The sequence below is a fragment of the Paraglaciecola sp. 25GB23A genome (genome assembly GCF_040012495.1).
Lineage (GTDB): Bacteria > Pseudomonadota > Gammaproteobacteria > Enterobacterales > Alteromonadaceae > Paraglaciecola.
Genome location: NZ_JBDYKM010000007.1, coordinates 87975 through 114121, shown reverse-complemented (window position 1 = coordinate 114121; position 26147 = coordinate 87975). Strand labels below are relative to the sequence as shown.

Here is a 26147-nt window from a genome sequence, read left to right as displayed (position 1 = left end):
GGAATTGCTACCTTTTAATACTTCATTAATTTTGGCAGTAATATGCTAAGAAATTGCTGTAATTGAGTAATCAACAAGGTGTCCATATCAGGATTAAAATGACTAGGGTCTTTGCTACTCACCGCTAACATACCCAATTCGCCTAATTCACCCAGCAACAATAGCGCGACTGAATTAGCTTCTTGTTGGGGAAATAGAAGTTTTCTTTCATGTTCACTCAAACGACCGAAAAAGAACTTATCCCGTCGAAAACGTTTTTCAACAAATAGACGGCGCTGAATTTCTGGAAAGGCATAAGCCCCAATAAAAGGCTTAATCACAACCGACTCGAGTTGCAAGCGCTCTTGCATGACTTCCTCTAATACAAGTTGCATCTCTTCCATGCTCTGCGTTGCCAATAGACGCAAATTTAAATCGGCATAGACTCGATAAATTTGTTCGTTTTGTCTGGCTATAGAGATAAGTTGATTTAGCTTATAATTGAGCAACCTTACTTTTTTACGCAGTTGCTCACTTTGCAATTCCACCAGCGATACGCTGCCTTTATGGGCATGAGGAATATCGAGTTCTTCAAAAAGATGGGCATGTTTAACAAAAAAGTCAGGATGGGCAAATAAATAATCAACAACCTGTGAATCACTTACGGAATCATGATCCTCAAAGTTATCATTGAGTTCTAAGTTATTTTTTTGCTGTCCCATCACTTCACTCATAGGTTTATTATTCCATCAAATATATGTTCTGCTGCACCGGTCATTTTTAATACACTGTCTTTTCCGGGCCATTTTATCCTTAAACTGCCGCCTGGCAAATCCACTCTAACATCTTTACTCAAGCGATTCTGCAACTGCCCCACCGCCACTGCAGCACAGGCTCCACTGCCACAAGCGAGAGTTTCACCAGCTCCTCGCTCAAACACCCTTAGTTTAACGTGACTAGGGTTAATAATCTGCATAAATCCAACATTAACTCCCTCTGGGAAGCGTTCATGGCGTTCCAACAAGGGTCCAAATGTTTCAACATCAGCGAGTTGAACATCATCAACTAATAAAACACAGTGAGGATTTCCCATCGAAACAGCGCCACAAAAAAATGTATGGTCGTCAGCACGTATAATGTAGGTCTTTTCTTGTTTGTTTGCTTTTAAAGGAATGTGTACGGGATCAAAATTAGGCACGCCCATATTGACCGTCACCATGCCGTCTTTTTCAAGATACAACACCATTTTACCCGCTTTGGTGCTAACGGTGATTTTATTGCGATTGGTTAAGCCTTTCATTTTTACAAAACGCGCAAAACATCGAGCACCATTACCACATTGCGACACTTCAGAGCCATCGGCATTAAAAATACGATAGTGAAAATCCTGTTCAGGATCATATGGCGGTTCGACTAATAACAACTGGTCAAAACCAATGCCGAAATTGCGATCAGCCAATTGCTGAATTTTCTCTTTAGAGAAAAATACATTTTGAGTGACGTTATCAATAACAACAAAGTCGTTACCTAAGCCATGCATTTTTGAAAACTGGATTTGCATTTCTACTACTTAGCTAAAAGCGGACTCTAACATTCTCATTTTTTGGAGAAGTTAGATAACATGATCAATTTATATCACTTCACACAATACCTGACTATGTCTTTAATCAGTAAGAGACAAAAAAAACCTGACCGACATCGTTACAGCCTGTCAGATTTTATCGTCGTGTATCAGGCTAGCAGGTGCTCACCGGCGAACAATTGTTCTATGGTTTCTCGCTCTCTAACCACATAACTGTTAGCACCATCCACCATTATTTCAGCGGCTCTGCAACGACTGTTATAATTCGAGGCCATGACAAAGCCATAGGCACCAGCACTTCTGACGGCTAGAAAGTCGCCCGCAGCAATGCTGAGCTCACGCTCTTTTCCTAAAAAGTCACTGGTTTCACAGACGGGTCCAACAACATCATACACGGCAGGCTGACGTGCCGGGTTTATGACTAAAGGAATAATATTCTGCCAAGCAGAGTATAAAGCCGGCCTGATCAAATCATTCATCGCCGCATCAACAATAGCGAAGTTTTTCTCCGCTCCTTGCTTGATAAACTCGACCTTAGTCAACAATACGCCAGCATTGGCTACAACGGCTCGGCCAGGTTCAAAAATAAGTTGCAATGATTCACGGCCATGCATGCGCTGTGCAATTGCTTGTGCGTATTGATCGGGATGAGGAGGTGTTTCTCCTTTGTAGGTAACACCCAGTCCACCACCAATATCTAAGTGCGCAATTTCAATACCTAAAGAGGCAAGCTCATCAATCAGGCTCAGCATAATATCCAATGCATCAACAAAAGGTGTGAGATCAGTTAGCTGCGAACCTATATGGCAGTCCATACCAATAATGTTTAAATGACTCAGTGAGGCAGCATATTGATAAACCGCAACCGCTTGTTGACGTTCAACACCAAACTTATTGTCTTTTAAACCTGTAGAAATGTAAGGGTGGGTTTTTGCATCCACATCAGGATTGACCCGCAAAGAAATAGGGGCAATCTTGCCCATACTCTCAGCAACTTGGTTAATTCTATCTAGTTCAGGTAAGGACTCAACGTTAAAACACTTTATATTGTGCTGTAAGGCTAGGGCAATTTCAGCTTCCGTTTTACCCACCCCAGAAAACACCACTTTTGCTGGATCGCCGCCAGCTCTGAGAACACGGCTTAACTCACCACCAGAAACGATATCAAATCCAGAACCCAACTTCGCCATGATATTTAATACGGCCAAATTAGAATTGGCTTTAACGGCATAACAAATCAAATGCGGATGTTTTCCTGCCGCTTTATCAAATGCTAACCAATGACGTTCAATAGTCGCCTTAGAATAAACATAACAAGGTGTACCGAATTTTTGAGCTATATCACTGAGTAAAGCGTCTTCGGCAAAGAGTTGCTGATCTTTATAACTAAAATAATCCATCTCAACGAGATTCCTGTTGGTTAGGTGGCGGTAACGATTCTGACTTATTCATTGTTGGCTCATCAGGCAAGTATAAAGGACCTTTTTGCCCACACGCATTAAGAGCAAATAAGCTAATGAGGAGTAAAACAAGTAACTTTGAATTTTTAAGCATCAATATTTGAACAATAAAAAAAGCATGACTAATGATGTCATTTGCTAGACAAAAAACAAAGCGGCTTTATGCGATAAGTTAGTTATTTGCTATAGATTTGTCGGTGGCGTTAAATTTTGTGCAAATGAAAAACAATTTGGGCTAACTTTATGACCTTCTGTACGCAAACTAACAAAAAGTTCTTAGCATGAAAAATCTGCACGATTTGTCTTTATTTTATGGCATTGCTTGTTAGTGCCAGTATACTGATACTCAATATTGCCACTCTGAGGAATTCAAATGGAATACAATACTTCTGCGTTGTGTGATTTATTTGCTGACAGTGTAGACGTGGTTGAACCCATGTTCGTTAGCTTTGGCGGTCGCCCTTCATATGGTGGCATAGTCACAACGATAAAATGCTTTGAAGACAAAGGGCTAGTATTAAAAGCCTTGGCCTTCCCTGGAGTGGGTAAAGTTCTATTAATCGATGGCGGCGGCTCTATGCGTCGAGCATTAATCGATGCCAGTGCAGCACAGTTAGCATATGAGAACGGCTGGGAAGGCATTGTGTGTTACGGCAGTGTGCGCGAAGTGGATGATCTTGAAGAAATTAATATTGGTATTCATGCCATAGCCTCCATCCCTGTTAGTGCTGATGATCAAGAGATTGGCGAAGTTGATATTGCGGTAAATTTTGGCGGTGTCACCTTTTTGCCGGAAGATCATATCTATGCTGATCGCACAGGTATTATATTGTCGCCTGAACCATTAGACCTTGAATAAAAGTAGTACCTGCCAGTTAAGCCAGCAGTAAAACACTTACAAAAACGCCGCATCAGTTGCGGCGTTTTTACATAAAAAATTTACTAACACTGAAAGTATTAGTCCGCAACTAACAGCGACACTCTCTCTATTCCTGCTTTTTTGACTTCATTGACTACAGCAGTAACCGTCCCATGTTTAGCGTTGGGGTGGGCTTGAACCGCTGCACTGTGCTGAATATTTTCAGCTAAGAAACTTTGGATATTGGCTTCGACCCTTTGAATATCTACTTCTCTACCATTGACCACAATGGACCCATCTTCGTTGATTCGAATAGACAAAGACTTCATTGGAGCTATTGGAATTGCTTGATCAGGAATTGTCGGTCTGATGACGCTTAAGCCTAGCTCTTTGCTAAATGACGTAGTCACAATAAAAAAAATCAACATAATAAATACAATATCTAACATTGGGGTCATATCAATAGTCGTTTTGTTGTCTAGCACGCCATGCAGTGATCGCTTCATTATTGTTACCTGCTTTATTGATGAGGGATAATAAATAACTATAAATAGGATCGCAGAATTAGCTAATTTTTTGGCAAAAAAAAACGCCGCAAGTATTGCGGCGTTTTTAATTTTTATTTAATGGAATAGTACGGTCTATTTACCTACCAACACCGAAACAGTATTGATACCCGCTTTCTTCACTTCGTTGATAACTTCTGTTACCACACCGTGTTTCGCTTTTGGATGGGCTTGCACCGCAGCAGAGTCTTGATTGTTTTCAGCCAAGAAACTTTGAATGTTAGCTTCAACACGACGAATATCTACTTCACGACCATTTACGACTATTGTGCCGTCTTCATTTACACGAATAGCTAATGACTTAACATTGGATGGTGGTGGAGGTGTATTTGAATCTTTAGGACGGTTTACTTCTAAACCTTTCTCTTTCACAAAAGAAGTCGTTACGATAAAGAAGATAAGCATGATGAACACGATGTCCAACATGGGCGTCATATCAATTGCTGCTTCGTCGTCTGCGGAGCCGTGTTTTTTTCTTTTCATCGGTATTAATCGCCAATAAGTTGAATTCGAATTTGCCTAGTATAAAGACAGTTTTGCCTGAGGGCACTATTAATTCAATACGAATTAATCTAAAAATCAAAAATAAAGTTGTATTTATTTGTTTATAGCGTGCCCCAAATGACAAAAATAATCCAGTAGCTTGTGTGAAATAGTTTGTCTTAATTCATCCTGAGGATAAATTCCGAGCTTTGCTTCGGGACTTTGCTTGGTGCCTTGCACTAAAAAAGCATTCTTGATTTTCTGATCTTGTATCGTCGCTTCAAAGGCTCTCGCCACCAGTTCTTGAGGCTGGGCATAATAAAAACAATTTAAATGTGTATCGGCTAATGCACTGCGCTTGACGTAGTCATTGGGTTCGCGACCATCTGCCGATAAAAAAATGGCTGAATAACATAGTTCTAACTTAGTATTGAGAGCATGGGCCCGAATACTCCGGTCGCTAAGCCAAACGGCTGAGGCAAATTCATTGGTTGAGCTGGTGAGAAATAACTTATCACAAATGTAGTGGTCAAATGCATGCATCCATTCATGAGCCAAAGATCCTCCTCCAGCATTTTTTGCTAAAGCCAGAATACGCGTGTTCGACTCATAATGAGCACTACTGTGTTTACGCCCACCACTGCCAAACGCCAGTGACAATGTGCCGTTTAAAGAAATAACCTGTTCCGGTACTACCAGAATATCCATTAAGTCACACAAAGCATCAAAAAATAAGTTTGCGGCAGTTTGTTGTTCTTGCTTGTTCACCCAACTACCAATGGTTATCGTGCGAAAACCAAACATTCGTTTAATATCTAAAAAGCTAACATCTGCCCCGTCTCGATGAGATGGGCCATTACGGTAATAAGGTTGATGTATACGGGAAGGGCGAGGCTCTGACACTAGAATTTATATTTCTGCTAGTTCTGCAACGACTTGTTGGCACCACTGTTCAATTCTGTCATCCGTCAAGTCATATTGATTTTCATCATCTAAACATAAACCAACAAAATATTCGTCATCCGCAATAAGCGCCTTTGACTGATTAAACTCATAACCCTGGTTGAACCAATAACCAATAAATTGACAGCCCAAAATGGCTAATTCATCGTGTAACAAACCCAATGCATCTTGAAACCAGTCTGCGTAACCCAATTGATCCCCTAAGCCAAACAGCGCGACAGTTGTATCTTGCAAGTTTAACTCTGCGATATCATCCCAACTGGACTCCCAATCTTCTTGCAATTCACCAAAGTCCCAGGTTGAAATGCCAAAAATCAGTGTCGTAAACTGCTCAGCTTGTTTTAATGCTACGTCTTTTATATTAAATAGCTTTACCTGCCGAGGGGCGAGTAACTCATTCAGTCTTTGTTGAATTTTTTCGGCGGCCATTTCGGTATAACAGGTGCTAGAGCCATAAAACAAGCCGATTTCATTAGTTGTTATTGTCATTAAATAAGGTACTTACTTGAAAGTTAGATAAGAGCTGATGCCCTCAGTGCTTAATCTTATCACTGCTCTTTCATATGACCAACACAAAGGGCAATCAGTTAAATTAAAGGCTTTTCACCGAATGCTTATGAATGTCCAACAACATTCTACTGCCTATTGCTCAAAGGTTAATGGCAGATTAAGTGGCAAAGATCTTAAAAGTATTACGTGATACCAAATCAATACGCTGAAGTGCCTGAAAGGAGCAAAACAATAAACATAATTGTAATTTTCTTGGGTTAAAAGTAAAAATTAAATAACAAGGACTCTTTATGTAAAACCAAATATTCGTTACAGTATGCTGATCTAATTAATACTATAAATAGTATTCTTAACCGCAAACAGATAGCGACTAAATATGATTATGCGTAATTCAATGAAAAAAATTCAATTAGGCCTACTACTGTCGGCCGTTTTATCGCTATTAGCCTGCACAGAACAGGCAATTACCTCAAAGACAAATGAAAAGGCTACTGAAACAATGACTTCTAGCGACGCTTTGCATGATTGGCAAAACCCCCAAGTATTTCAGATTGATAAATTACCTCCTCGCGCGCATTTTTATAGCTTTTTCAAAGACCCAGGTCAGTTTGTCAGCGAACCTTGGGCACACAGCAATTACCTCAACTTAAACGGCTTATGGAAATTCAACTACGTAACCGACCCCACGCAACGCCCCATGGATTTTTATAAAAACGACTATGACGTTTCGAGCTGGAAAGACATTAAAGTGCCCGCCAACTGGCAGCTCGAAGGTTACGGTGCGCCTAATTACGTTAATATGCGCGTAGATTTTACCGATAAACCTGTTGCTGGCGAAGTAGCCAATAATTATAACCCTACAGGCTCTTATAAACGTGATTTTGACTTGCCTGCTGATTGGCAAAACAAGCAAGTTTTCGCCTACTTTGGCGCTGTTAAATCAGCGTTTTATATTTGGGTCAACGGTAATAAAGTGGGTTATTCACAGGACTCTAAAAGTCCGGCAGAATTTGATATAACCGACTATGTTCAGGCAGGTAAAAACCATATCGCTCTTGAAGTCTATCGTTGGTCAGACGGCACCTATCTGGAATTACAAGATATGTGGCGCGTGAGTGGTATTGAGCGAGATGTTTATCTCTACGCCACTCCTAAGGTTCATTTACGCGATTTTCATGCTGATGCAGGCCTAAGTGATAACTTTTTAATTGGCGACCTAAAGTTTAGTGCACAGATTAAGAATGATGACGCAAGTGCCCAGCAAGGATATCAATTGCAGATTGATATTAATGACGCTGAAAATAAAATCGTATTGAGTAAAAAACTCGGCCTAGACGAGCTGGAAGCAGGCCAACAACAACAGCTTAGTTTTACCCAGCTTATCAATAATATTAGCCCGTGGAACGCCGAACAACCTAACCTCTATGGGCTGTCTATCCGTTTATTGGATGAACAAGGTGAGATCCAACAAGTCATTAGATCGCGTATTGGTTTCAAGCGCAGCGAACTGAAAAATGGCAATGTACTCATCAACGGTAAACCTGTGTTATTTAAAGGGGTTAATCGCCATGAGCACGATGAATACACCGGCCACGTGATTAGTCGTGAATCCATGCGTCACGATATGGAATTACTTAAGCAGTACAACATCAACGCGGTGCGGACCTCGCATTATCCTAATGATCCGTATTGGTATGAACTCGCCGATGAATACGGTATGTACGTGGTGGATGAAGCGAACATAGAGTCTCACGGAATAGGCGCGTCTAACCAAGGACATTCTTATGATCCATCCAAACACATGGTTAACATGCCTGAATGGACAGCGGCTTATTTATCTCGGGTCGAAAACTTGTACGAGCGCGATAAAAATGTTGCCTCAGTGGTTATTTGGTCGATTGGCAACGAAAGTGGTGATGGCCCCAACATTGAAGCCTTATACGATTGGCTAAAAACTAAAACTGCTACACCAGTGATGTCAGAGCAAGCGCAAACTCGCCGCCATACCGATATGTACAGTCAAATGTATGCCAGTATAGATACGCTTAAACACTATGCCTTGACTGAGGCAGAATTACCCTATCAACGGCCACTCATTTTATGTGAATACGAACATGCAATGGGAAATTCCATGGGAAATTTAGCTGACTATTGGCAGCTAATTGAGGCATATCCTTTGTTGCAAGGTGGCTTTATCTGGGATTGGGTTGACCAAACCTTTGCCATGCCAACAGCTGATGGTGGCACTTACAAAGCCTATGGCGGTGATATGGAAGCCGAAGGTTTATACAACGATGGGAACTTTAGTGCCAATGGCATGATGGCGGCCGATCGCACCCCAAACCCCCATGCTTTTGAAGTTAAAAAAGTATATCAATATATAGATGTGCTAGCTGACGACTTATCCAAAGGCCAAGTTATCGTTAAAAACAAACGTGATTTCACCTCATTAACTGACGTGTATTTAGAATGGCGTATTGAAGGCAACGGTGAGCTAATTGAATCGGGTAAAGTAGACACAGTTAATGTGGCTCCTCAACAGCAAACAATGCTGAGCTTGCCCTTAAAATTGAAGGCTCAAGCCAATACCGAGTATTTTGTTAATTTTTACTGGAAAACCAAAAAAGCTACGCAAGCATTGCCCGCTGACTTTGTAGTTGCAAATAGTCAGTTAAGTTTAAAAGGCAAAGCAAAAAACAGTTTACCTCAAGTCATCGAAGGCAAAATCGTTTTACAAGACTCTGAAACGCAATTACTTATTTCTGCCAGTTCACAAAATCATGAAATGGCTGTGGAGTTTGACAAATCAACAGGCTGGTTAAGCCAATACCGTGTTGATAGCAAAGACATGTTAGTTGCTCAGTTACGCCCAGAGTTTTGGCGAGCGCCAACTGATAATGATTTTGGTGAACAATTTCCTGCAAAAGCAAAAGTTTGGCAGCTTGCTGGACAACATAGTGAACTGCAAAAATTTAGCTGGAAGAAACTCAACGAACAACAAATCGAAATCCGCACAGAGCATTATTTAACGGATGTTGAAAGCCGTTATTTATCTACGTATGTGGTGTCGGGTAACGGTAATGTTGATGTTGATCAGTGGTTTTATGCTGCGCCGCATAAATTTCAATCCGCTTTCCCGCGTATTGGTAATTTAATGCAAATTCCTGCTGAATTTGATCAAGTTTCTTGGTTTGGACGGGGTCCTCATGAAAACTATTGGGATAGAAAAACCTCAGCTTTTGTAGGGCGCTACAACATGTCAGTAGATGACTTATACTTTCCCTATGTCAGACCACAAGAAAACGGCTACCGCAGTGATGTGCGTGAAGTCAGCTTCACTAACAAGCAAGGACAAGGTATACAGATTAATGGCTTACCTCTAATAGGCTTTGGTGCACAATTTTACGATGTACAAGATTACGACCAGTTTGAGAAAAAAGGACTTCATCCTCACGACTTGCCTAAAAAAGATCATATCTTTGTCAATATCGATTACAAACAACGTGGTGTAGCAGGCACAGATTCATGGGGCTCCTCACCTTTATACCAGTACACTTTGCCGTGGCGTGATTATCGTTACGGATTCAGTATAAAGCCTATTACAAAATAGTATTACACATGCTGATGCGGCTGGGATGCCGCAGCAGTTTTGTTGTGATAATTTCACCCTCAAACGCCTGACTCATTTTCAATAACGCTCATCATCCTGCTTAATTGTATGTCACAGATAGTTCGAAGCTTAATTTCTGCCAAGATTAAATTCCTTAAGCAAAATGACTTTTATACCAATTCCATTAAGTAAATGCGCACTCAGCGAGAATGTAAACCGACATAATTAAGGCGCTTAAATGAAGTAATAGCTGGCTATTTCGAATTCGAGCAATGCAGAGTATGTTCGTTTAAAACTGGCCCGAAGGGAGTGCCCCAGCGGCTTCAGAGCTGTATTGTCAATATTTGAAAGGGAATTACCATTCCTGCATAGCGACGCCTTGCCCTAAAACCACTGGACGCACTCTGAGTGAGTAGTTATTTAATGGAATTGGTATTAATATGCTCAGCAAAATTTATTAATGCAAATAAACCTTTTGTTTTTGGTTCGTCGCTTAACTGAAACAAAAATAGTGCAGCTTGTCGTCTCACCCCAACGCTAGGAATATTATGAAACTCATTCTTGTTACTGTTTTAGCCACTGTCATACTTGCGGCTTGTTCACCAACGGCAGTAGAGCAACCTTTAAAAAAACCAGATGCAGTTCTAGCAGTTTATGGTAAATGGATAACTGAGCCCGACGGCACAGTGATGCTTGATCCACAAACCTCAGGGTTAGTGAATTGGCGCAACGAATTGATGACCCTAAGCGATAGAAGTGCATTAGAAGTCCACCGTTTACGCCTCAGAACCATAAATCCAGATAGCGCTACAATGCCTGATAACGGTATAAAATTGCAGTTATCCGACACGCTTACAAGTCATTGTTTTGCCGGTTATGTTAGTCGTAATCCCGACTTAGAGTCATTGGTGGTCGATCCCGCTGACGACAACATTCTGTATATGGTCACCGAAGACGCTACCTACGATGATGAACTTAGCGCCCAGTGCCAACAAACCTATCACCATTCGAGCTCTACTCAATTTCCTTTTCTGCTAGTGCGACTCGAATTACAAGACCAGAATACGGCTCTCATCACCCACATTCGTCCTTTGAAATTCACTGAGCAAATGCAGATAGGCGATACGCCTAATGATGGAATAGAAGCCATGGCCTTTGGTCAAAATCGAACTCTTTATTTAGGTTTAGAAAGAGACACTCATAAACAAGCTAGAGTATTTTCGATCACTATAAGCACTGATTTTTGGCAAAGCGAAGATTTTGCTGCTGTCCAAGATGCCCAACTTAAGTTACCCAAATTTACTAAAGGCAATCACCCTATAAACGGCATGGACTACTACCAAACACCTCAAGGCAAAGAGTATCTCATTGCCGCGGCTCGCAACGACTCCAAATTGTGGCTGATTGATTTAACAGGTCAAAAAGAAACGCGGATCATATCGTTGGAGTTTTATGCCCAATTGAGCACCTCTACCGACAATTGCCGTGATGCAGAAATAATGGATAACGCCTCTATAGAAGGGGTGGCGGTAATAGGACAAACAGTATGGATGATCAATGATCCATGGAAAGAAGCCTATCCTAAAAACATACTCTGTCTGCAAAACAAAACAAACTATGAAAATTATTCGCCCTTATTATTCAGTTTAGCTATCCAGCCTAGTTGGTTCGAATAAGAGGATAGCGTTGTTGTTTTAGAAATAAGCGGCTAAAAACCGCTTATTTCCGTGATAAACGGCAAACGGCTTAAATTTAGTCTGCGCTTTTTAGTAAGCTGGCAAACTTCTTTTTAAATTTAGCAAGCTTGGGGGCAACCACCATATTACAATATTGATTCTGCGGATTATGCCTGAAGTAGTCTTGGTGATAATCTTCTGCTTGGTAATAATTGTTTAGGGGCGTAATTTCAGTTACCACTGGATTAGACCAAATTTCTTCCAACTCAATCTCATCAATAATTTGCTCTGCGGTTTTCTTCTGCTCAGCATCATGATAAAAAACTTCACTACGATATTGAGTACCGACATCACTTCCCTGACGGTTCATCTGTGTCGGATTATGCAAAGCAAAAAAAACTTCCAACACATCACGATAACTAATTTTATCTGCGTTAAAATTCACTCTGACCACTTCAGCATGCCCAGTGGTGCCAGCACAAACCTCTTCATAAGTGGGGTTTGCCTTTTGACCACCTGCGTAGCCAGAAAACGCAGACTCTACCCCTTCAACACTATTGAAGGCGGATTCGATACACCAAAAACAGCCACCCGCTAAAGTTGCCTGTTGAATATTTGCCATTATGTTTTCTCCAAAGTCTGACTGGTTTCACAATGTAGTTATGCAGGCGTATTACTTCAAGACCCACTGAAAAATAAAAGCATAGAACAACCGTATTGTGCGCCCAGACATCAACCGCAGCAGTGAGCAATTAAACTCTTTTTTTGGCTTGATGAATCTAATTCTTGGCGATAACGTAGTTGATAGTATATTTGCAGTAATTTAAGTGACTTACGCTAATGAATACCCAGTTAACCGTTTTTTACGACGGCTATTGCCCACTTTGCTTGGCAGAAATGAACCACCTGAAAAAGCTCAACAAAGAAGCTAAGCTTAACTTTGTCGATATTCAAGAACCTTCTTTTAGCGTCGTCTATCCTCACTTGAACTGGTCAGCACTTAATGCGCGGATCCATGCACAATTGCCCGACGGCAGTCTAATTAGCGGTCTCGATGTCACTTACTTAGCGTGGAAATTAGTCGGTAAAGGATGGGTTTACGCACCACTGCGGTGGCCAATAATTCGTTGGTTTGCTGACCTAGCTTATTTGGGTTTTGCCCGTCATCGCTATACTTTATCATTTTGGCTAACCGGTAAACGGCGCTTGCAGGGCCCGAGTAGCTGTGATGCTTGTCAACCGAATAAAGGCAAAACAGATGAATAATAAACCACAAGCTCTGGTGATTGGCGCCTCTGGTGGTATTGGCGAAGCCTTTATTAACGAACTCCTCAATGGGGGGCAATATAGCCAAGTGCACGCCGTATCACGTTCAGTGCCTAAACAGCCAATTGAAAGCGTGAAATACCACATCATTAATGAGCAAAACGAACAAAACATACAGGCCTGTTGCCAAGAGTTGGCGCAAACACAAATAGCATTTTCCACCGTCATATGCTGTATTGGTACTCTTCATGATAAAAACCAAACAGGACGAGCTATCCAGCCTGAAAAGCGTTTGGAAGATATTAATGCCGCGCAACTTCAGCACTATTTTCATGTCAACACTATCCTCCCAGCGCTCTGGTTGAAGGCTCTCGAACCTATTGTGAAGGGGCAACACTTAGCGAAGGTGGTTTTCCTGAGTGCCAGAGTCGGCAGCATCAGTGATAACCAGCTTGGTGGTTGGTACGGCTATCGTGCATCGAAAGCAGCCTTGAATATGCTACTTAAAACCGCTCAAATTGAACTGCAGCGCCGCGCTAAGAATGTCTGTCTAGTGAGTTATCATCCGGGTACGGTAGATACGGCCTTGTCTAAACCATTTCAGAACAATGTACGACCCGAGAAGCTGTTTACCGCCCAATTTACCGCACAACAGTTGCTGTCACAACTCGACGACCTACATGCACAAAACGGCCCTTACTACTTAGATTGGCAAGGTAAAACGATACCCTGGTAACAACTGTAAAGTTTTTTTGCTTATTTTTTTAGCCGCGATTCATTCCGCAAAAGACTTTTTAATTTTGTACTGTTAACATCAGCGCCCAACTATAAAAATAATACAGGATTTAACATGGGTGCTCCTCGCGAACAATTTGGCTCTCGCTTAGGCTTTATTCTAGCCGCTGCTGGCTCCGCCGTTGGTATCGGCAATATGGTGGGTTTTCCAGTGGCAGCCACTAAAAATGGTGGTGGCGCATTTTTGATTATTTATGCTTTGTTTGTGTTTTTTATCTGTTTGCCGGTCATGATGGCAGAAATGTCTGTAGGTCGGAACAGTCGTAAGGATCCACTCGGCGCATACAATGCCTTATCTGATGGTGAAACACACTGGAAGTTAGCGGGTTGGCTGTCAATTATTACCCCTTTTATGATCGCTGTCTTTTATCTGGTAATTACAGTTTGGCTTTTTGGTTATCTATTTCAATCTGTAATAGGCAATCTTTCAGTACTTGCCGACCCTGTTACCTTTGGCGACTTTATAAACGCGCCGAGCTTGTTTTTCTATATGGTCGCTGTTGTCGCTATAGTGTATTTAATCCTGCAAGGTGGGGTTAAACAAGGTATTGAAAAAGCGGCTAAATTAATGATGCCAGCTCTTTTTGTCATGCTAATTGCCTTAGTTATTTTTGTATTGACCTTAGACAATGCCATGGCAGGAGTTGAATATTATCTTGTTCCAGACTTTTCTAAAATAAACGCATCGGTAGTCAGTGCCGCGTTATCACAAGCATTTTTCTCTTTATCGCTGGGTATGGGCATTATGATCACCTACGGCTCCTATATCGATAACATGGCCGACGTACCTAACTCTGCCAAACTGGTGGCTTTGACTGATACCGCCGTTGCTTTTATTGCCGGCTTGATGATTTTACCTGCTATATTTTCGTTTAATCCTGATACAAATGCGGCGGATTTAAGTGACTCTTCCGTCGGTATGATATTTACTTTTTTACCTAAAATATTTTTGGCATTGCAAGTAACCATTGGTTATTTAGGCGCCAGCATTGTGGCTAGCCTGTTCTTTTTACTGGTATTTTTCGCTGCAATTACCTCTTTGGTGTCGATTTTTGAAGTACCGGTTGCAGCCTTGATGGATGAAAAACAATACAGCCGTAAAAAAGCACTAGGCATCTTAGGATTATTGTTAGTGGTGATGGCCGTTCTCGCATCAATGTCCTTTGGGATCGCAAGCTTTTTTACTGACTTTGTCAATTATGCAGGCCAAACCAAGTCGCTTTTTGACGTCATTGTTGATGTTTTCTACGATACGATTTTGCCACTCAATGGTTTATTGATTTGTATTTTTGTTATTTATCGCTGGAAAAAGGCCAAGTTCAATGCAGAACTCGATAAGGGCGCGCCAAATTACCAAGCCAGTTGGTCTGAAAAATACGTTAACTTCTCTGTAGGGACATTTATTCCATTAATATTGCTGGCCATTTTTGTGAATACTGTTGCCCTGAAGTTTTTTGGCAAGGCATTAATAGGTTAAGCCAGTTACGCTGTTATCCATGTCAACAAGGCCGAGTCAATAACTTGGCCTTGTTAATTCAGTAGCCTTATTAATAGCAATTCAGCAACTAAATTAGTACAAGCCACCTCCATCAATAATACTATTCCTTTATCATTGTTGGATATGTCAGTATGAGATTACATCGTTTACCCACCTTTTTGTTACTACTGTTGAGCTTCAGCAGCCAGTTGGCCCACACACAAACCGTTGAAGTAAGCAAGGACGACTTCAAATGCTTAGATGATATGACGCCGGTACGGGGCTTCTTTGTTGATAATTTATTAGGTGACCTGCAGGCCACCTTACAGGTAGCTAATTCAGAAAATGGCGGCGTCTATCCAGTTGGCTCTGTTGTGCAGTTGGTGCCAACTGAAGTGATGGTAAAGCGCGAAAAAGGCTACAATGCAGTGACCAAAGATTGGGAGTTTTTTGAACTGGAAGTGAGTGAAAAAGGTTCAGAAATCAAAGTGCATGGTGCCTTTGAAGTAGTGAATAAATTTGGTGGAAATTGTTTTGCTTGTCATATTAAAGCCCGTGCTGAGTGGGACATGATTTGCGAGCAAGACCACGGCTGCGACCCAATTACTTTGCCAAATGGGATGATTTTGTCGCAGGAGATGATTAAAGGGGTCCAGGCAGCGGATCCTCGATGCAAAACAAGCACTTCTGACACCGCATCACTACAATAGCTAAGCTAACATTGTATAGGGGCTGGCATAACTCAACTCTAGCCCTAAGGCCTCACACGTCCAATGGGCATCAATGATCTTACCCTGATGCTCATGGTTTTCAACCGCAAACTCAGGTAAGTCTAAGCCTAACTTTGCACATGCCCATCTATAGTAATCGTGTCGAGTAGGGTGCTCGTGAGCACACAGGTGAAATATATTTCCATATTTATCTTGCTCAATTATTGCTTCAATCGCAGTGATTACGTCTTGTTGATACACTAAGTTTACCACCTGAGAACCGTGACTGATGTCTGTTCTCGCTGCCAGATACTTTGCAGGATGACGATCTGTCCCCACCAGTCCAGCTAATCTTAATACACAAGCACTGCCAGCAAAGACGTCTCGCGCATGCTGCTCAATTATTTGATGTGCTCGCCCTGATTCGCTTACAGGCGCAAGCGGCGTCCTTTCAACTACCCTGCCTTGTATATCTCCATATACCGCTGTTGTACTGATAAAAATAACCTGTAATACGCCTTGCTGACGCGCTGTACTTAGTAACTGGCACATATGCTCTATATAAAAATCAGGCTGAATATGTCGCCCTCCAGGTGGAAGATTTAATATCAGTAAAGAGCACTGAAAAACGGCTTTGAGTGCATCGCTTGATAAAAGATCACCCAATTGATAAACATGACTTGAATAGCCTAGTTGTTCGAGCGCTTGTCGTTTTTGTGCTGAACGGCAAGTGGCCACTATAGAGTGGCCACTTTGTTTTAATTGCTTGGCAAGCGGTTGGCCTAACCAACCGCAGCCTACTATAGCGATACGCATCACAATACCAATCAAGAATATAAGCTATAACGCTATCACATGGCCTGAGGTTTTGCTGTAATTTGCACGACATTCAATTCAGCAAGTTCATCAATAGAGCTTTGTAACTTTGCTTCTATTTGGTCAACCGATACCAAACTCATACACAGAGCATCGGCTCGTGCCTCAAGTTCACTGCTTTGAAAATCAACACGTTGTTCAATATCTTGGCCAAAGCGTTCCATTTTGCGTTCAAAGGCGTCCATATCACCGCCACTAAACAGTATTTCACTACCAATTGAAATCAGCAAATGACCAATGGAATTTGATACTACCTCTTCGATTGCTTCCTCAAATTCATCTTCCCAGTCATTGCCTAAAAAGTTATCCTCTGTAAAATCTTTGGAATTCAAACGAATCTCACCGTTACTCGAGTAAAAATTCGTTTGTATATGCTCGCCCAATTCATCTAATTTGTCCGTTAAGCCATCGATAGCATCCGAGTCGCGGCCTAAGAGTTCAGAAAATACTTCACCAACCGTGACACTAGCTAATTTAATGGCATCAGTAGCAATTGCCGCTGCTTGTGGCGCGGCCGCATAGATCCCAGCATAATAGTCAGACACTAAGTTTTGCTGATAAGCAGATAGCAGTATTTTTTCACCATTCACAAACAATTGATTTTGTTGATTGATGACAATTTTTTTATATGCATCAGTTTCAATTGTTAAAACACGGTTTTCTAATTGAAGATGACCTTCAAACTCAATTTCACAGTCATTTGCCAAAGCATAATTAGCATTTAAGCTGAGTAAACCAGCTAGTAGTAAAGTGCGCATATAGTTCTCCAGAAGTGATTATTCATTTATCTATAAGTACTACAGCAAAGCTTAGGCCAGTTATTTATATTGATTAAAATCAACAACTTAAACAAATAAATGAGCACATCACCTCATACTTAGCTAATCTGCTTAGCATAATTGACTAATTGTTAGTCGAATAGACGAACTCTACATACTAATAGATATTGAAATTGATTTAAGCGCAAATGTTTGGAAAAAATTGTCATCCATAGCTTAGATCGCTTACAATTTGCAGCTCAATCATAGGCAGTAGCGTCTTAAGGGTAAATTTAATGAGTAATTGGGTCGAACCACTGATTTTTTTGTTAATCGTGATTTCATTTGTACTAGGTGTGAGCAGTTTTATCATGGGCTTTTTTGCTCAACCTGCAAACACAGCATCAATGAAAACCAAAGTTGAGTATGGTTTTTTTGGCCTTACTGGTTTGGTATTATGTGCCCTCTTTAGCTACGCATTAGCCACCGTCTAATAAGACACTAATTGAGCAAGTAAGAGCAAAATGGAACTTATGGCCTATCACTCATACGTTGATAGGCTCTGAGTTTGAATACCGGCAATATCGCCAGTAAATGATCAAAAATATCTGCTTGTATACCTTCGTAATTCACCCAATTTTTATCTGCACTGAAGCAATAAATTTCTAACGGCATACCCAATTCAGTGGGCGGTAATTGCCGCACCATCAAAGTCATATCTTGGTTGAGCTTCGGATGATTGCTTAAATAGGCTTGAATATAAGCCCGTAGCGTGCCGATATTCGTTAAACGTCGACTATTAACTAAGTCTTGGATCTCAATTTTTTGCTCGCTATTAAAGGCTTGTAGTTCGTCTTTTTTCTTTTGTATATAACTTTTGATATAACGAATTTTGGCAAATTCTTCTAATGTTGCTTCATCGCAAAATTGCACGCTTTGTACATCAATATTAATAGCACGTTTGATGCGGCGCCCACCAGATTCACTCATACCGCGCCAATTCTTAACGGGTTCAGCGATAAGCGCGTAAGTTGGGATAGTGGTAATAGTTTTATCCCAGTTTTGTACTTTTACCGTGGTCAAACCTACCTGCAGTACTTCACCGTCGGCTTCAAATTTTGGCATCGAAATCCAATCGCCCGTATTAACCATGCGGTTAGCTGCAATTTGTATCCCGGCAACAAAACCTAAAATTGTATCTCTAAACAACAATAGCAATATTGCTGTCACTGCGCCCAAACCAGACAATAGTAACAGTGGTGATTTATCCAGAACGCTCGAAATAACCAAAACTAAGGCGACGATAACAACAAATAACTTACCTACTTGAATAAAGCCGGTAATGGGAGCTTTCTTCGCCAAGTTAGAGGCGTTGTAAGTATCTTCGATAGTATTTAATAGGGCACTGGCCATACGTACCATGGTCACCAAAGCATAAATAACCGCAACTTTTTGTATAACGTTGACTAAATAGGGCTTGGTAATAAATAAAGGACAAAGAGTATGAATAAGCAACGCAGGCGCTAGATGACTGGCGCGACGAAAAAAGTGGTGTTTGTGTAACTCATCGTCAAATACATTTTTAGTGCGCAATACTAGTTGAGTAATATTGCCCCTCAATAACATACGCATCAGTTTAAAACTGATCCAAGCCAGACAGAAAATAACCAACAAGGCACTCAGTTGAAAAAGCAATCCGGATTGGCTTATTTTCAAACCAAAATAGGCAAAACTATCGATCACGGCTTGAGTAATAATGTCATTAGCTTTCACTGGGTTTATCTTCCAAATCACAAATTAGTTTATCTTTTTCAAGCCACACTTGATTTAGCCAAGTCTGAAACGCCGCTCTAAATGACTCATTATTAAAGTAATCACCTACCGTTCCTTCTTTGATCTCCAACACTTTAACTCTTAAAACAATCTTTGTTAGTTTGCCACCGAGCATGGCTAACATCGCACTGCCCTTAACGTTTGGATATACGATGGTAACATCTAAAATGCTAGTAAATAGCTCTCCCATAGCGGCAAGAGTAAAGGCAATACCGCCAGCTTTTGGTGGCAATAGATATTGATAAGGACTTTGTCGTTGTCGGTGTTTATCAGGGGTAAAACGACTACCCTCAACAAAATTAATCACCGTGGTCGGCATTTTTTTAAATTTTTCACAAGATTGCTTGGTTGTTTCAATATCCTTGCCTTTCAAGTGGGGATTTTTTGCTACAAAGGCACTACTGTAACGGCGCATAAAGGGCATATCTAAGGCCCAAGCCCCTAAACCAACAAAAGGTAACCAAATTAATTCTTTTTTCAAAAAAAACTTGGGGGCAGGAATACGATCAGCCGCAAATTCGGTAAGAATGACGATGTCTAACCAACTAATATGATTAGGCATCATCAGATACCATTCTTCTTTACTTAGAGTCCCATCAATCTGGTAATCAAGTTCCACTTTGTTAGTCAATTTAATCAGCTTCACACTAAGTTTACCAAAGGCAAATAGCATAAAATTAATCAGCACATTAATGGGCTTAACAATAGCAGCGACGGGTAAGACTAGCTTGAACAGCCCAAATAGAATGATTAATAGGCTCCAAAAAGCAATATTAATAGTCTGCAGACATAAGTGCAGGGGAAACAACAAAAAAACCGGTAAAAAACGTAACATACTACATCTGGCTCATGGCTAATCTTTTAAGCTCTTGATCTTTTTGCTTCCACAATTGGGTAAGCCAAAGCTGAAATTTTTCTCTTTGTTCAGGGTTGTCGAAATAGTCCATAGCAAATGTCTCGTTTTTAACCAACTCTTCGATTGAGAATATACTGACTTGAACGTTTATTTTACGCACTTTGCCGCACACAAAATCCCAATAACTGGGCGTCCCGTTTGGATAGTGTATCGTGATATCCAACAATTTATGTAACTTATCGCCCATAGCACTCAGCACATAGGCCATACCGCCGGCTTTTGGATTAAGTAGATACTCGAAGGATGCTTTTTGTGCAGCCGCTTTCTCTTTAGTATATCGAGTTCCTTCAACAAAATTCATAATGCTGACCGGTTTGAAGCGAAATTTTTCACACGCTTTGCGGGTTGCATCTAAATCTTTACCTTTTAATTCGGGATGCTTAGCTAAAAAGGCTTTGCTGTAACGGCGCATGAATGGGAAATCGAGAGCCCACCACGCCAACCCTAAAAACGGCACCCAAATAAGCTCTTGTTTAAGAAAGAATTTTAAGAATGGTATCTTGCGATTAAAAACGCGCTGCAGCACCAAAATATCAACCCAAGAACTATGATTAGCAATAACTAAATACCAATCTTGCTGTGTCAAACCTTCAGCACCAGACACATGAAAATCAGTTCTCGAGAATAAATTTTGATTAAGGCTATTAATACTGATCCATGCGGTTGCACAGCCGTCTAAAAAATAAGACAAAAAGGTCCGCCACGGTTTAATCGGAATAACTTTCAAAACCGACATAATTAATATCGGAGTCACCCAAAATAAGGTGTTAAAGAAATAAGCTAATGAGGACAAAATACCGATAAATACATGCATAACTGCCAAAAACAACCTAACTTCGCCAAAAACAGCGGTGATTGTAAACTAAAACCACCGCTAAGCAGTAGCAAAAATTCAACTAATGCCGGGCCGGACTAAGCACAGATATTCAAGGGAAGTTAGCTGTCTTAAAAAAACAGCGCCAACAATGTCAGCCGCTTTACTGTGCCATTAGTTCTATTTAATTAGCGCTGACTTTGTTTAGCTGTTCATCAGGCCAATATTTGCTGCCTCTTATCGTTGCTTGCAGAGCTAAACCATTTTTGGTGATTTGATAAATTGTCATATTATCGACCGTGACCTCACTTGTAACCGCACCGTCTTTATCACCTGCTTTTACTGCAGCATCTGCTTGAGCACCAAAACTCGCCAACAACAAGTTGACGTTGGTATTGTCAAATACTGCAGAACTTATAATCTGCTGTTCAACACTGGGTTTTAATACAAATAGTTCGTCCAAAACCTGAGAACGCATTTCTGTTACCGCTTTGCGTTGCTGACCGACAGTGTCACCTGAATGGCCGGCAAAGCCGAGCAGGCTAAAACAAGCTCTAACAGCAATTATCAATCCAAGATTGAATAAACTAATTGTTAATCTGCGCTGCGGTCACAGAATTTTATGTAAAAGAGTTGAACTATTGTCTTTTCCAAGCAGTATAATCTTATGCCCAGCATATCCATTAGCGAATGCAAACATCAAAAAGGCTTATGCTACTGTCAGACTTTTTGATCCAAGACAATAAGATAGAAAGAGGAAGTCTGATGCAATTTCGTCCCTGGATTGCCGCCATTATTTTTTGCGTTGTTACTTTTTTACTACTGGCTTACGTAAAATTTACTCAGGTGAGTGCGGCAATTGCCTTCGGTGAGTCTTTTCCTGAGCCAAGCGAAACCGTTTTTTCCTTGACGGTGACGACCAGTGATTGGCAAGACACCTTAGAAGTAATGGGTGAAGTAAAGGCAACACGAACACTCGATATCCGCAATGAACTAGAAGGTATTATTACCTATGTGGGTTTTTCTTCAGGCGGCCAAATTCAAAAAGGCGAGGTGCTTCTAACCCTAGACAGCATCAATGAACAAGCCCAATTAGATGCAATCGAAGCTGAAATTGCCTTGGCCAAATTAGATGTATCTCGACTCACTCAATTAGTAGAAACCCGTGCGTCAAGTCGTTCTCAAGTTGATCAGGCCATGGCCCAATTAGCGATTAAACAGGCCAACGCCAGAGCCTTAAGGGCGACTATTGCCAAGAAAACCTTAGTATCCCCCTTTACTGGCATTACCGGTTTACATGAGCTGGAAGTGGGTGGCTTTTTAACAGCAAACTCTCTAATAACGCGGTTAATCGGCAAACTAGACCAAGCATGGGTCGATTTTTCAGTGCCGCAATCTGAATACCAATTGAGCCCCTTGACCGAGCTCGAAATTGCCACAATTAATCAGACCGACGTCAAACACAAAGCAAATATAGTGGCTATTGACCCAGTTATTTCGAGTACATCACGCAATTTGCGCATTCGCGCCGAACTGGATAACCAAACTGCCCAATTAAAACCAGGCACCAGTGTAAAGGTCATGGTGCCGGTAGGAAAGCCAATAAGCGCGATACGACTGCCCAACACCGCCGTTCGTTATGATTCTTTTGGCACGTATGTTTATGTTTTGGCAACAGCAGCAGATGGAAAATTGCGTGCTAAAAGACAGGCGGTAGTAGTCGGTTCACATGATCAAAAGCAGATAGTGGTATTGTCGGGTCTCAATGCTAACGACCAAGTCGCCACAGTGGGCTCGTTTAAATTACGTGAGGGAATGTTAGTCAACCTTGCTAGTGATGTTGCAAATGCGGAGCCTTTGTAATGGCCGAAAATGACACTAAGCAAAGGCCAGTAGAAGAAAACCCAGAGCATGCTTTGGGCAAGCGCCCTTCAGTGATGGACATATTTTGTAAAAAGCCGGTTCTTGCCATTGTACTATCGTTGGTCCTCGTCTTAGTGGGCATACGTGCTGCTATTGATATTCCGATCCTGCAATTTCCACAAATTACCAGTGCATCGTTACAGATAACCACGCCTTATGTCGGGGCGTCGGCCGAAGTCATTCAGGGTTTCATCAGTGAGCCTATTGAACGCGTAGCAAGCTCGGTGCCCGGCGTTGACTATGTTGAATCACGCAGTACACCTGGACTAAGTTCAGTCACTGTTTGGTTGAAACTCAATCAAGATAGTACTAAAGCTTTAGCTGAATTATCTGCGAAACTGGACCAAATTCGCTTCGAATTACCCGAGGGAGCAGAAGATCCTTCAGTCGAAGTCGTGCGGGCTGACCGTCCTTTTGCTATTTTTTATCTAGTGGTGAATTACAATCAGGCCGACAGTGAGATGTCGCGTATGGATGTCACTGACTACTTATCTCGTCGCGTTTCACCCGCTCTAGCGTCTATCCCCGGAGTACAACGAATTGGCCTAGAGGGCGGCCGCTCACCTGCCATGCGAATTTGGCTCGACCCAGCTAAATTAGCGGCATTTAATATTGCCGCCGACGAAGTCATGCTGGCTCTGCGTGCCAACAACTTAATTGCTACCGTCGGTCAGAGTGAAAACAATCAACAACGCATTCCGCTACTGACAGATACGTCTTTATCCACGGTCACTGATTTTGAGCAGCTTGTGGTGAGAAATGTCGATGGGGCCCAGATTAGATTATCTGATATCGCTGATATCGAAATTGGAGAAGAAGAAAGCGAAGCCAGTGCTCGCTTTAGCCATGACACGGTGTTGTTTATTTCAGTGTGGCCCTTGCCTGGCGCAAACGAAATCGAAATCGGCGATAGCTTATATGCCAAGCTAGAAGAAATAAACCCTACTTTACCCAATGGCTTGCGCATTACCGATGGTTACGATGGCACCTTGTATATGCGCAGTGCTTTAAAAGAAATATTCATAACTCTGGCTGAAACAATTTTACTTGTGGGCATCGTCGTCGTCGCGATGATGGGTTCGTTTCGCACCGCACTGGTGCCACTAGTTACCATTCCCATCTCTATTTTAGGCGCTATCGGCACCATGGCGTTGATGGGTTTTAGTCTAAACTTGTTAACTGTATTGGCCATTGTATTATCTGTTGGTTTAGTGGTGGATGATGCCATAGTGGTGGTTGAAAACGTTGCCCGCTACATGCGCAGTGGCATGAGTCGCATGGAAGCCGCCTTAACCAGTTCGCGCCAATTATTGGCACCCATCATTAGTATGACCATAACCTTAGCGGCAGTTTATGCCCCTATTGGCTTGTTAACCGGCTTAACTGGTGCATTGTTCAAAGAGTTTGCCTTTACCCTAGCCATCGCCGTGTTAATTTCTGGCTTTGTGGCCATTACCTTGTCACCGATTATGAGCGCTTATGCTTCCCCCGAAGGCGGAAAAGAGAGTCGTTTAACTCAAGCTATCAATCGGGTATTTGAGCGCATTGGCCAGGCTTATAACAAGATTTTGCTCGTCACCCTCAAATACAAAACTCAAGTACTGTTTGTTGCGGTATTTTTAGCTTTACTAAACGTGCCCTTCTATTTGTTTTCACTCAAAGAACTTGCGCCTACCGAAGATCAAAACAGCATTAATGTGGTGATTGAATCTGCACCAGAGGCCTCTTTAGAGTACACCATGCAACATATGGATGCGGTGGTGGACACCATGCTACAACTCGATGGTGCTAAATATATGTGGCAAATCGTTACTCCCGCAGGTGCTTTTGGGGGATTGGACTTAGTCGACCCAGCCGATCGTTCACAAAAAACGCAGGACATGTTTTGGCAAGCCTTTGCTAATTTGTCACAAGTACCAGGCTTAAAAGCGTTTCCGGTAATGGAATCAGCCTTACCTACTTCAGGTAATTTTTCGGTTGAAATGGCGGTACTCACTACAGATTCTTACACTGATATGAAACGCTATGCCGACCAGATGGTCGCGGCAGCCCAAGCCAGTGGCAAGTTCTTATTTGCTGAAACCGATCTTAAATTAGACTACCCGCAAGCCCGCTTTAAACTAAACCGGCAGGCTATCGCCGACTTAGGCATGGATTTAGCCAGTGTTAGCGCCCAGCTTCAAGTGCTGTTATCGGGTAATTTTGTCAGTCGTTACAATCAAGATGGTCGAGCCTACCGCGTTATTCCAATGATAGATGATAGTGCGCGTATTAATCCTGATGCCATATTGTCACTGTTAATCCGCACGCCAGCTAACGAGCTTATCCCCTTGAGCGCTATTGCGAGTTTAGAAACCGAAATTATGCCTCGAGTACTGAGTAAATTTCAGCAAAAAAATGCTTTTAGAATTTATGGTGAAGTGATCCCAGGCACCACGAAAGAGCAAGGCCTAAGTGCCTTAGAAGAGGCGGCATCTAAGTTATTACCGGCTGAATACAGCATTGATTATGCCGGCGAGTCGCGGCAAATTCGTTTAGAAGGTAATACCTTAGAAGGAGTGTTAGTTGTTGCTTTAGTGTTTGTATTTTTGGTTTTAGCGGTGCAATTTAATAGCTTTCGCGACCCATTAGTGGTGTTACTTGGATCAGTCCCCTTAGCCATGGCCGGCGCCTTAATGTTTGCCTTTTTAGACTTCACCACCATCAACATTTACTCACAAGTAGGCTTTATAACCTTGGTCGGTCTCATCGCCAAAAATGGGATTTTAATCGTCGAATTTGCCAACAAAATGCAAGAACAAGGTAAGAATAAGTTCGAAGCTGTACAACTTGCCGCGCAAGCGCGTTTACGCCCGGTATTGATGACAACAGCCGCCACAGTTCTAGGTCATTTCCCTTTGGTTTTAGTCGTTGGTGCAGGAGCTGAAGCACGCAATAGCATAGGTATAATACTAGTCGCAGGCATGATGGTGGGTACGCTATTTACTTTATTGGTTTTACCCAGCGTATACGTAGTGCTGGCTTCAAATCATCAACCTTCTAAAAGGTAAGTTCACAGACTTAATACCCTCTAGGAAGGTTATTTTAACCT

At 41.7% G+C, this 26147-nt stretch carries 24 protein-coding genes; 10 read left to right on the top strand and 14 right to left on the bottom strand.

The window, feature by feature from the left end; genetic code table 11:
* Positions 1-14: 14 nt before the first annotated feature.
* The 3 genes from ABKW31_RS12680 to lysA form a co-directional block, all read right to left on the bottom strand.
* Positions 15-713 carry a DUF484 family protein gene (locus ABKW31_RS12680; RefSeq protein WP_348616803.1) on the bottom strand — a complete coding sequence of 233 codons (699 nt, stop codon included), beginning with the start codon at positions 711-713 and terminating at the stop codon, positions 15-17.
* Positions 710-1540: a diaminopimelate epimerase gene (gene dapF / locus ABKW31_RS12675; RefSeq protein ID WP_348616801.1), complete on the bottom strand. Its 831-nt coding sequence runs from the start codon at positions 1538-1540 to the stop codon at positions 710-712. The genes ABKW31_RS12680 and dapF overlap by 4 nt, the downstream gene beginning before the upstream one ends.
* A 170-nt stretch (positions 1541-1710) precedes the next feature.
* A complete protein-coding gene (gene lysA, locus ABKW31_RS12670; protein ID WP_348616799.1) occupies positions 1711-2961 on the bottom strand; it encodes a diaminopimelate decarboxylase in 1251 nt (416 codons plus the stop codon).
* A gap of 433 nt (positions 2962-3394) precedes the next feature.
* On the opposite strand from lysA, the gene rraA reads away from it, so the two are divergent.
* Positions 3395-3880, top strand: coding sequence for a ribonuclease E activity regulator RraA (rraA, locus tag ABKW31_RS12665; RefSeq protein WP_348616797.1), 486 nt, complete (start codon positions 3395-3397; stop codon positions 3878-3880).
* A 98-nt stretch (positions 3881-3978) separates the two neighbouring features.
* Here rraA and ABKW31_RS12660 read toward each other — a convergent pair whose 3' ends face one another.
* The 4 genes from ABKW31_RS12660 to fldB form a co-directional block, all read right to left on the bottom strand.
* Entirely contained in the window at positions 3979-4386 is a 408-nt protein-coding gene (locus ABKW31_RS12660; protein WP_348616795.1) for a biopolymer transporter ExbD, read from the bottom strand.
* Between the two features lie 135 nt (positions 4387-4521).
* Positions 4522-4929, bottom strand: a complete 408-nt coding sequence (locus ABKW31_RS12655) for a biopolymer transporter ExbD (RefSeq protein ID WP_348616793.1) — start codon at positions 4927-4929, stop codon at positions 4522-4524.
* 114 nt (positions 4930-5043) lie between these two features.
* Positions 5044-5832 carry a CLCA_X family protein gene (locus tag ABKW31_RS12650; protein WP_348616791.1) on the bottom strand — a complete coding sequence of 263 codons (789 nt, stop codon included), beginning with the start codon at positions 5830-5832 and terminating at the stop codon, positions 5044-5046.
* 6 nt (positions 5833-5838) lie between these two features.
* Positions 5839-6381 (bottom strand): flavodoxin FldB, encoded by a 543-nt coding sequence (gene fldB, locus ABKW31_RS12645; RefSeq protein ID WP_348616790.1) that lies wholly within the window; start codon positions 6379-6381, stop codon positions 5839-5841.
* 415 nt (positions 6382-6796) lie between these two features.
* On the opposite strand from fldB, the gene ABKW31_RS12640 reads away from it, so the two are divergent.
* Both ABKW31_RS12640 and ABKW31_RS12635 read left to right on the top strand, forming a co-directional pair.
* Positions 6797-10012 (top strand): glycoside hydrolase family 2 TIM barrel-domain containing protein, encoded by a 3216-nt coding sequence (locus tag ABKW31_RS12640; RefSeq protein WP_348616789.1) that lies wholly within the window; start codon positions 6797-6799, stop codon positions 10010-10012.
* 548 nt (positions 10013-10560) lie between these two features.
* Positions 10561-11688 (top strand): hypothetical protein, encoded by a 1128-nt coding sequence (locus tag ABKW31_RS12635; RefSeq protein ID WP_348616787.1) that lies wholly within the window; start codon positions 10561-10563, stop codon positions 11686-11688.
* A 76-nt stretch (positions 11689-11764) separates the two neighbouring features.
* On the opposite strand, the gene msrA is transcribed toward ABKW31_RS12635, so the two are convergent.
* Positions 11765-12310: a peptide-methionine (S)-S-oxide reductase MsrA gene (gene msrA / locus ABKW31_RS12630; protein ID WP_348616786.1), complete on the bottom strand. Its 546-nt coding sequence runs from the start codon at positions 12308-12310 to the stop codon at positions 11765-11767.
* A gap of 218 nt (positions 12311-12528) precedes the next feature.
* Here msrA and ABKW31_RS12625 point away from each other — a divergent pair, with 218 nt between their 5' ends.
* From ABKW31_RS12625 to ABKW31_RS12610, 4 genes are all read left to right on the top strand, one after another.
* The gene (locus ABKW31_RS12625) at positions 12529-12954 is read left to right on the top strand and encodes a DUF393 domain-containing protein (RefSeq protein ID WP_348616784.1); all 426 of its coding nucleotides are present in this window, start codon (positions 12529-12531) and stop codon (positions 12952-12954) included.
* Positions 12947-13690, top strand: coding sequence for an SDR family NAD(P)-dependent oxidoreductase (locus tag ABKW31_RS12620; RefSeq protein WP_348616783.1), 744 nt, complete (start codon positions 12947-12949; stop codon positions 13688-13690). Before ABKW31_RS12625 ends, ABKW31_RS12620 begins: the two co-directional genes overlap by 8 nt.
* A 114-nt stretch (positions 13691-13804) precedes the next feature.
* On the top strand, positions 13805-15226 hold the full coding sequence (locus ABKW31_RS12615; protein ID WP_348616781.1) for a sodium-dependent transporter: 1422 nt from the start codon (positions 13805-13807) through the stop codon (positions 15224-15226).
* 152 nt (positions 15227-15378) lie between these two features.
* Positions 15379-15936 (top strand): hypothetical protein, encoded by a 558-nt coding sequence (locus ABKW31_RS12610; RefSeq protein WP_348616779.1) that lies wholly within the window; start codon positions 15379-15381, stop codon positions 15934-15936.
* Here ABKW31_RS12610 and ABKW31_RS12605 read toward each other — a convergent pair whose 3' ends face one another.
* Together ABKW31_RS12605 and ABKW31_RS12600 are read right to left on the bottom strand one after the other, a co-directional pair.
* Positions 15937-16752 carry an SDR family oxidoreductase gene (locus tag ABKW31_RS12605; protein WP_348616778.1) on the bottom strand — a complete coding sequence of 272 codons (816 nt, stop codon included), beginning with the start codon at positions 16750-16752 and terminating at the stop codon, positions 15937-15939.
* A gap of 35 nt (positions 16753-16787) precedes the next feature.
* Complete coding sequence (locus ABKW31_RS12600) at positions 16788-17570, bottom strand: DUF2884 family protein (RefSeq protein ID WP_348616776.1); 783 nt, start codon at positions 17568-17570, stop codon at positions 16788-16790.
* A gap of 296 nt (positions 17571-17866) precedes the next feature.
* Between ABKW31_RS12600 and ABKW31_RS12595 the strand changes: the two genes are divergently transcribed.
* On the top strand, positions 17867-18064 hold the full coding sequence (locus tag ABKW31_RS12595; protein WP_348616775.1) for a hypothetical protein: 198 nt from the start codon (positions 17867-17869) through the stop codon (positions 18062-18064).
* Between the two features lie 37 nt (positions 18065-18101).
* Here ABKW31_RS12595 and ABKW31_RS12590 read toward each other — a convergent pair whose 3' ends face one another.
* The 4 genes from ABKW31_RS12590 to ABKW31_RS12575 form a co-directional block, all read right to left on the bottom strand.
* Entirely contained in the window at positions 18102-19343 is a 1242-nt protein-coding gene (locus ABKW31_RS12590) for a mechanosensitive ion channel domain-containing protein (protein ID WP_348616773.1), read from the bottom strand.
* The gene (locus tag ABKW31_RS12585; RefSeq protein WP_348616771.1) at positions 19333-20238 is read right to left on the bottom strand and encodes an acyltransferase; all 906 of its coding nucleotides are present in this window, start codon (positions 20236-20238) and stop codon (positions 19333-19335) included. Before ABKW31_RS12585 ends, ABKW31_RS12590 begins: the two co-directional genes overlap by 11 nt.
* A 1-nt stretch (position 20239) precedes the next feature.
* Positions 20240-21133, bottom strand: a complete 894-nt coding sequence (locus ABKW31_RS12580; RefSeq protein ID WP_348616856.1) for an acyltransferase — start codon at positions 21131-21133, stop codon at positions 20240-20242.
* A gap of 184 nt (positions 21134-21317) precedes the next feature.
* Positions 21318-21704: a hypothetical protein gene (locus tag ABKW31_RS12575; protein WP_348616770.1), complete on the bottom strand. Its 387-nt coding sequence runs from the start codon at positions 21702-21704 to the stop codon at positions 21318-21320.
* A gap of 194 nt (positions 21705-21898) precedes the next feature.
* On the opposite strand from ABKW31_RS12575, the gene ABKW31_RS12570 reads away from it, so the two are divergent.
* Positions 21899-22996, top strand: a complete 1098-nt coding sequence (locus tag ABKW31_RS12570) for an efflux RND transporter periplasmic adaptor subunit (protein WP_348616769.1) — start codon at positions 21899-21901, stop codon at positions 22994-22996.
* A 74-nt stretch (positions 22997-23070) separates the two neighbouring features.
* Positions 23071-26106 (top strand): efflux RND transporter permease subunit, encoded by a 3036-nt coding sequence (locus ABKW31_RS12565; RefSeq protein WP_348616855.1) that lies wholly within the window; start codon positions 23071-23073, stop codon positions 26104-26106.
* Positions 26107-26147: the final 41 nt, after the last annotated feature.

What these genes read in the sequence shown, in the direction of transcription:
- msrA (WP_348616786.1), bottom strand. Translation starts at nt 12,310, where the DNA reads ATGGCAAATATTCAACAGGCAACTTTAGCGGGTGGCTGTTTTTGGTGT.
- ABKW31_RS12600 (WP_348616776.1), bottom strand. Translation starts at nt 17,570, where the DNA reads ATGCGCACTTTACTACTAGCTGGTTTACTCAGCTTAAATGCTAATTAT.
- ABKW31_RS12580 (WP_348616856.1), bottom strand. Translation starts at nt 21,133, where the DNA reads ATGCATGTATTTATCGGTATTTTGTCCTCATTAGCTTATTTCTTTAAC.
- ABKW31_RS12595 (WP_348616775.1), top strand. Translation starts at nt 17,867, where the DNA reads ATGAGTAATTGGGTCGAACCACTGATTTTTTTGTTAATCGTGATTTCA.
- ABKW31_RS12635 (WP_348616787.1), top strand. Translation starts at nt 10,561, where the DNA reads ATGAAACTCATTCTTGTTACTGTTTTAGCCACTGTCATACTTGCGGCT.
- dapF (WP_348616801.1), bottom strand. Translation starts at nt 1,540, where the DNA reads ATGCAAATCCAGTTTTCAAAAATGCATGGCTTAGGTAACGACTTTGTT.
- ABKW31_RS12585 (WP_348616771.1), bottom strand. Translation starts at nt 20,238, where the DNA reads ATGTTACGTTTTTTACCGGTTTTTTTGTTGTTTCCCCTGCACTTATGT.
- ABKW31_RS12605 (WP_348616778.1), bottom strand. Translation starts at nt 16,752, where the DNA reads ATGCGTATCGCTATAGTAGGCTGCGGTTGGTTAGGCCAACCGCTTGCC.
- ABKW31_RS12615 (WP_348616781.1), top strand. Translation starts at nt 13,805, where the DNA reads ATGGGTGCTCCTCGCGAACAATTTGGCTCTCGCTTAGGCTTTATTCTA.
- ABKW31_RS12620 (WP_348616783.1), top strand. Translation starts at nt 12,947, where the DNA reads ATGAATAATAAACCACAAGCTCTGGTGATTGGCGCCTCTGGTGGTATT.
- ABKW31_RS12640 (WP_348616789.1), top strand. Translation starts at nt 6,797, where the DNA reads ATGAAAAAAATTCAATTAGGCCTACTACTGTCGGCCGTTTTATCGCTA.
- ABKW31_RS12660 (WP_348616795.1), bottom strand. Translation starts at nt 4,386, where the DNA reads ATGAAGCGATCACTGCATGGCGTGCTAGACAACAAAACGACTATTGAT.
- ABKW31_RS12570 (WP_348616769.1), top strand. Translation starts at nt 21,899, where the DNA reads ATGCAATTTCGTCCCTGGATTGCCGCCATTATTTTTTGCGTTGTTACT.
- fldB (WP_348616790.1), bottom strand. Translation starts at nt 6,381, where the DNA reads ATGACAATAACAACTAATGAAATCGGCTTGTTTTATGGCTCTAGCACC.
- rraA (WP_348616797.1), top strand. Translation starts at nt 3,395, where the DNA reads ATGGAATACAATACTTCTGCGTTGTGTGATTTATTTGCTGACAGTGTA.
- ABKW31_RS12565 (WP_348616855.1), top strand. Translation starts at nt 23,071, where the DNA reads ATGGACATATTTTGTAAAAAGCCGGTTCTTGCCATTGTACTATCGTTG.
- ABKW31_RS12610 (WP_348616779.1), top strand. Translation starts at nt 15,379, where the DNA reads ATGAGATTACATCGTTTACCCACCTTTTTGTTACTACTGTTGAGCTTC.
- ABKW31_RS12680 (WP_348616803.1), bottom strand. Translation starts at nt 713, where the DNA reads ATGAGTGAAGTGATGGGACAGCAAAAAAATAACTTAGAACTCAATGAT.
- lysA (WP_348616799.1), bottom strand. Translation starts at nt 2,961, where the DNA reads ATGGATTATTTTAGTTATAAAGATCAGCAACTCTTTGCCGAAGACGCT.
- ABKW31_RS12655 (WP_348616793.1), bottom strand. Translation starts at nt 4,929, where the DNA reads ATGAAAAGAAAAAAACACGGCTCCGCAGACGACGAAGCAGCAATTGAT.
- ABKW31_RS12625 (WP_348616784.1), top strand. Translation starts at nt 12,529, where the DNA reads ATGAATACCCAGTTAACCGTTTTTTACGACGGCTATTGCCCACTTTGC.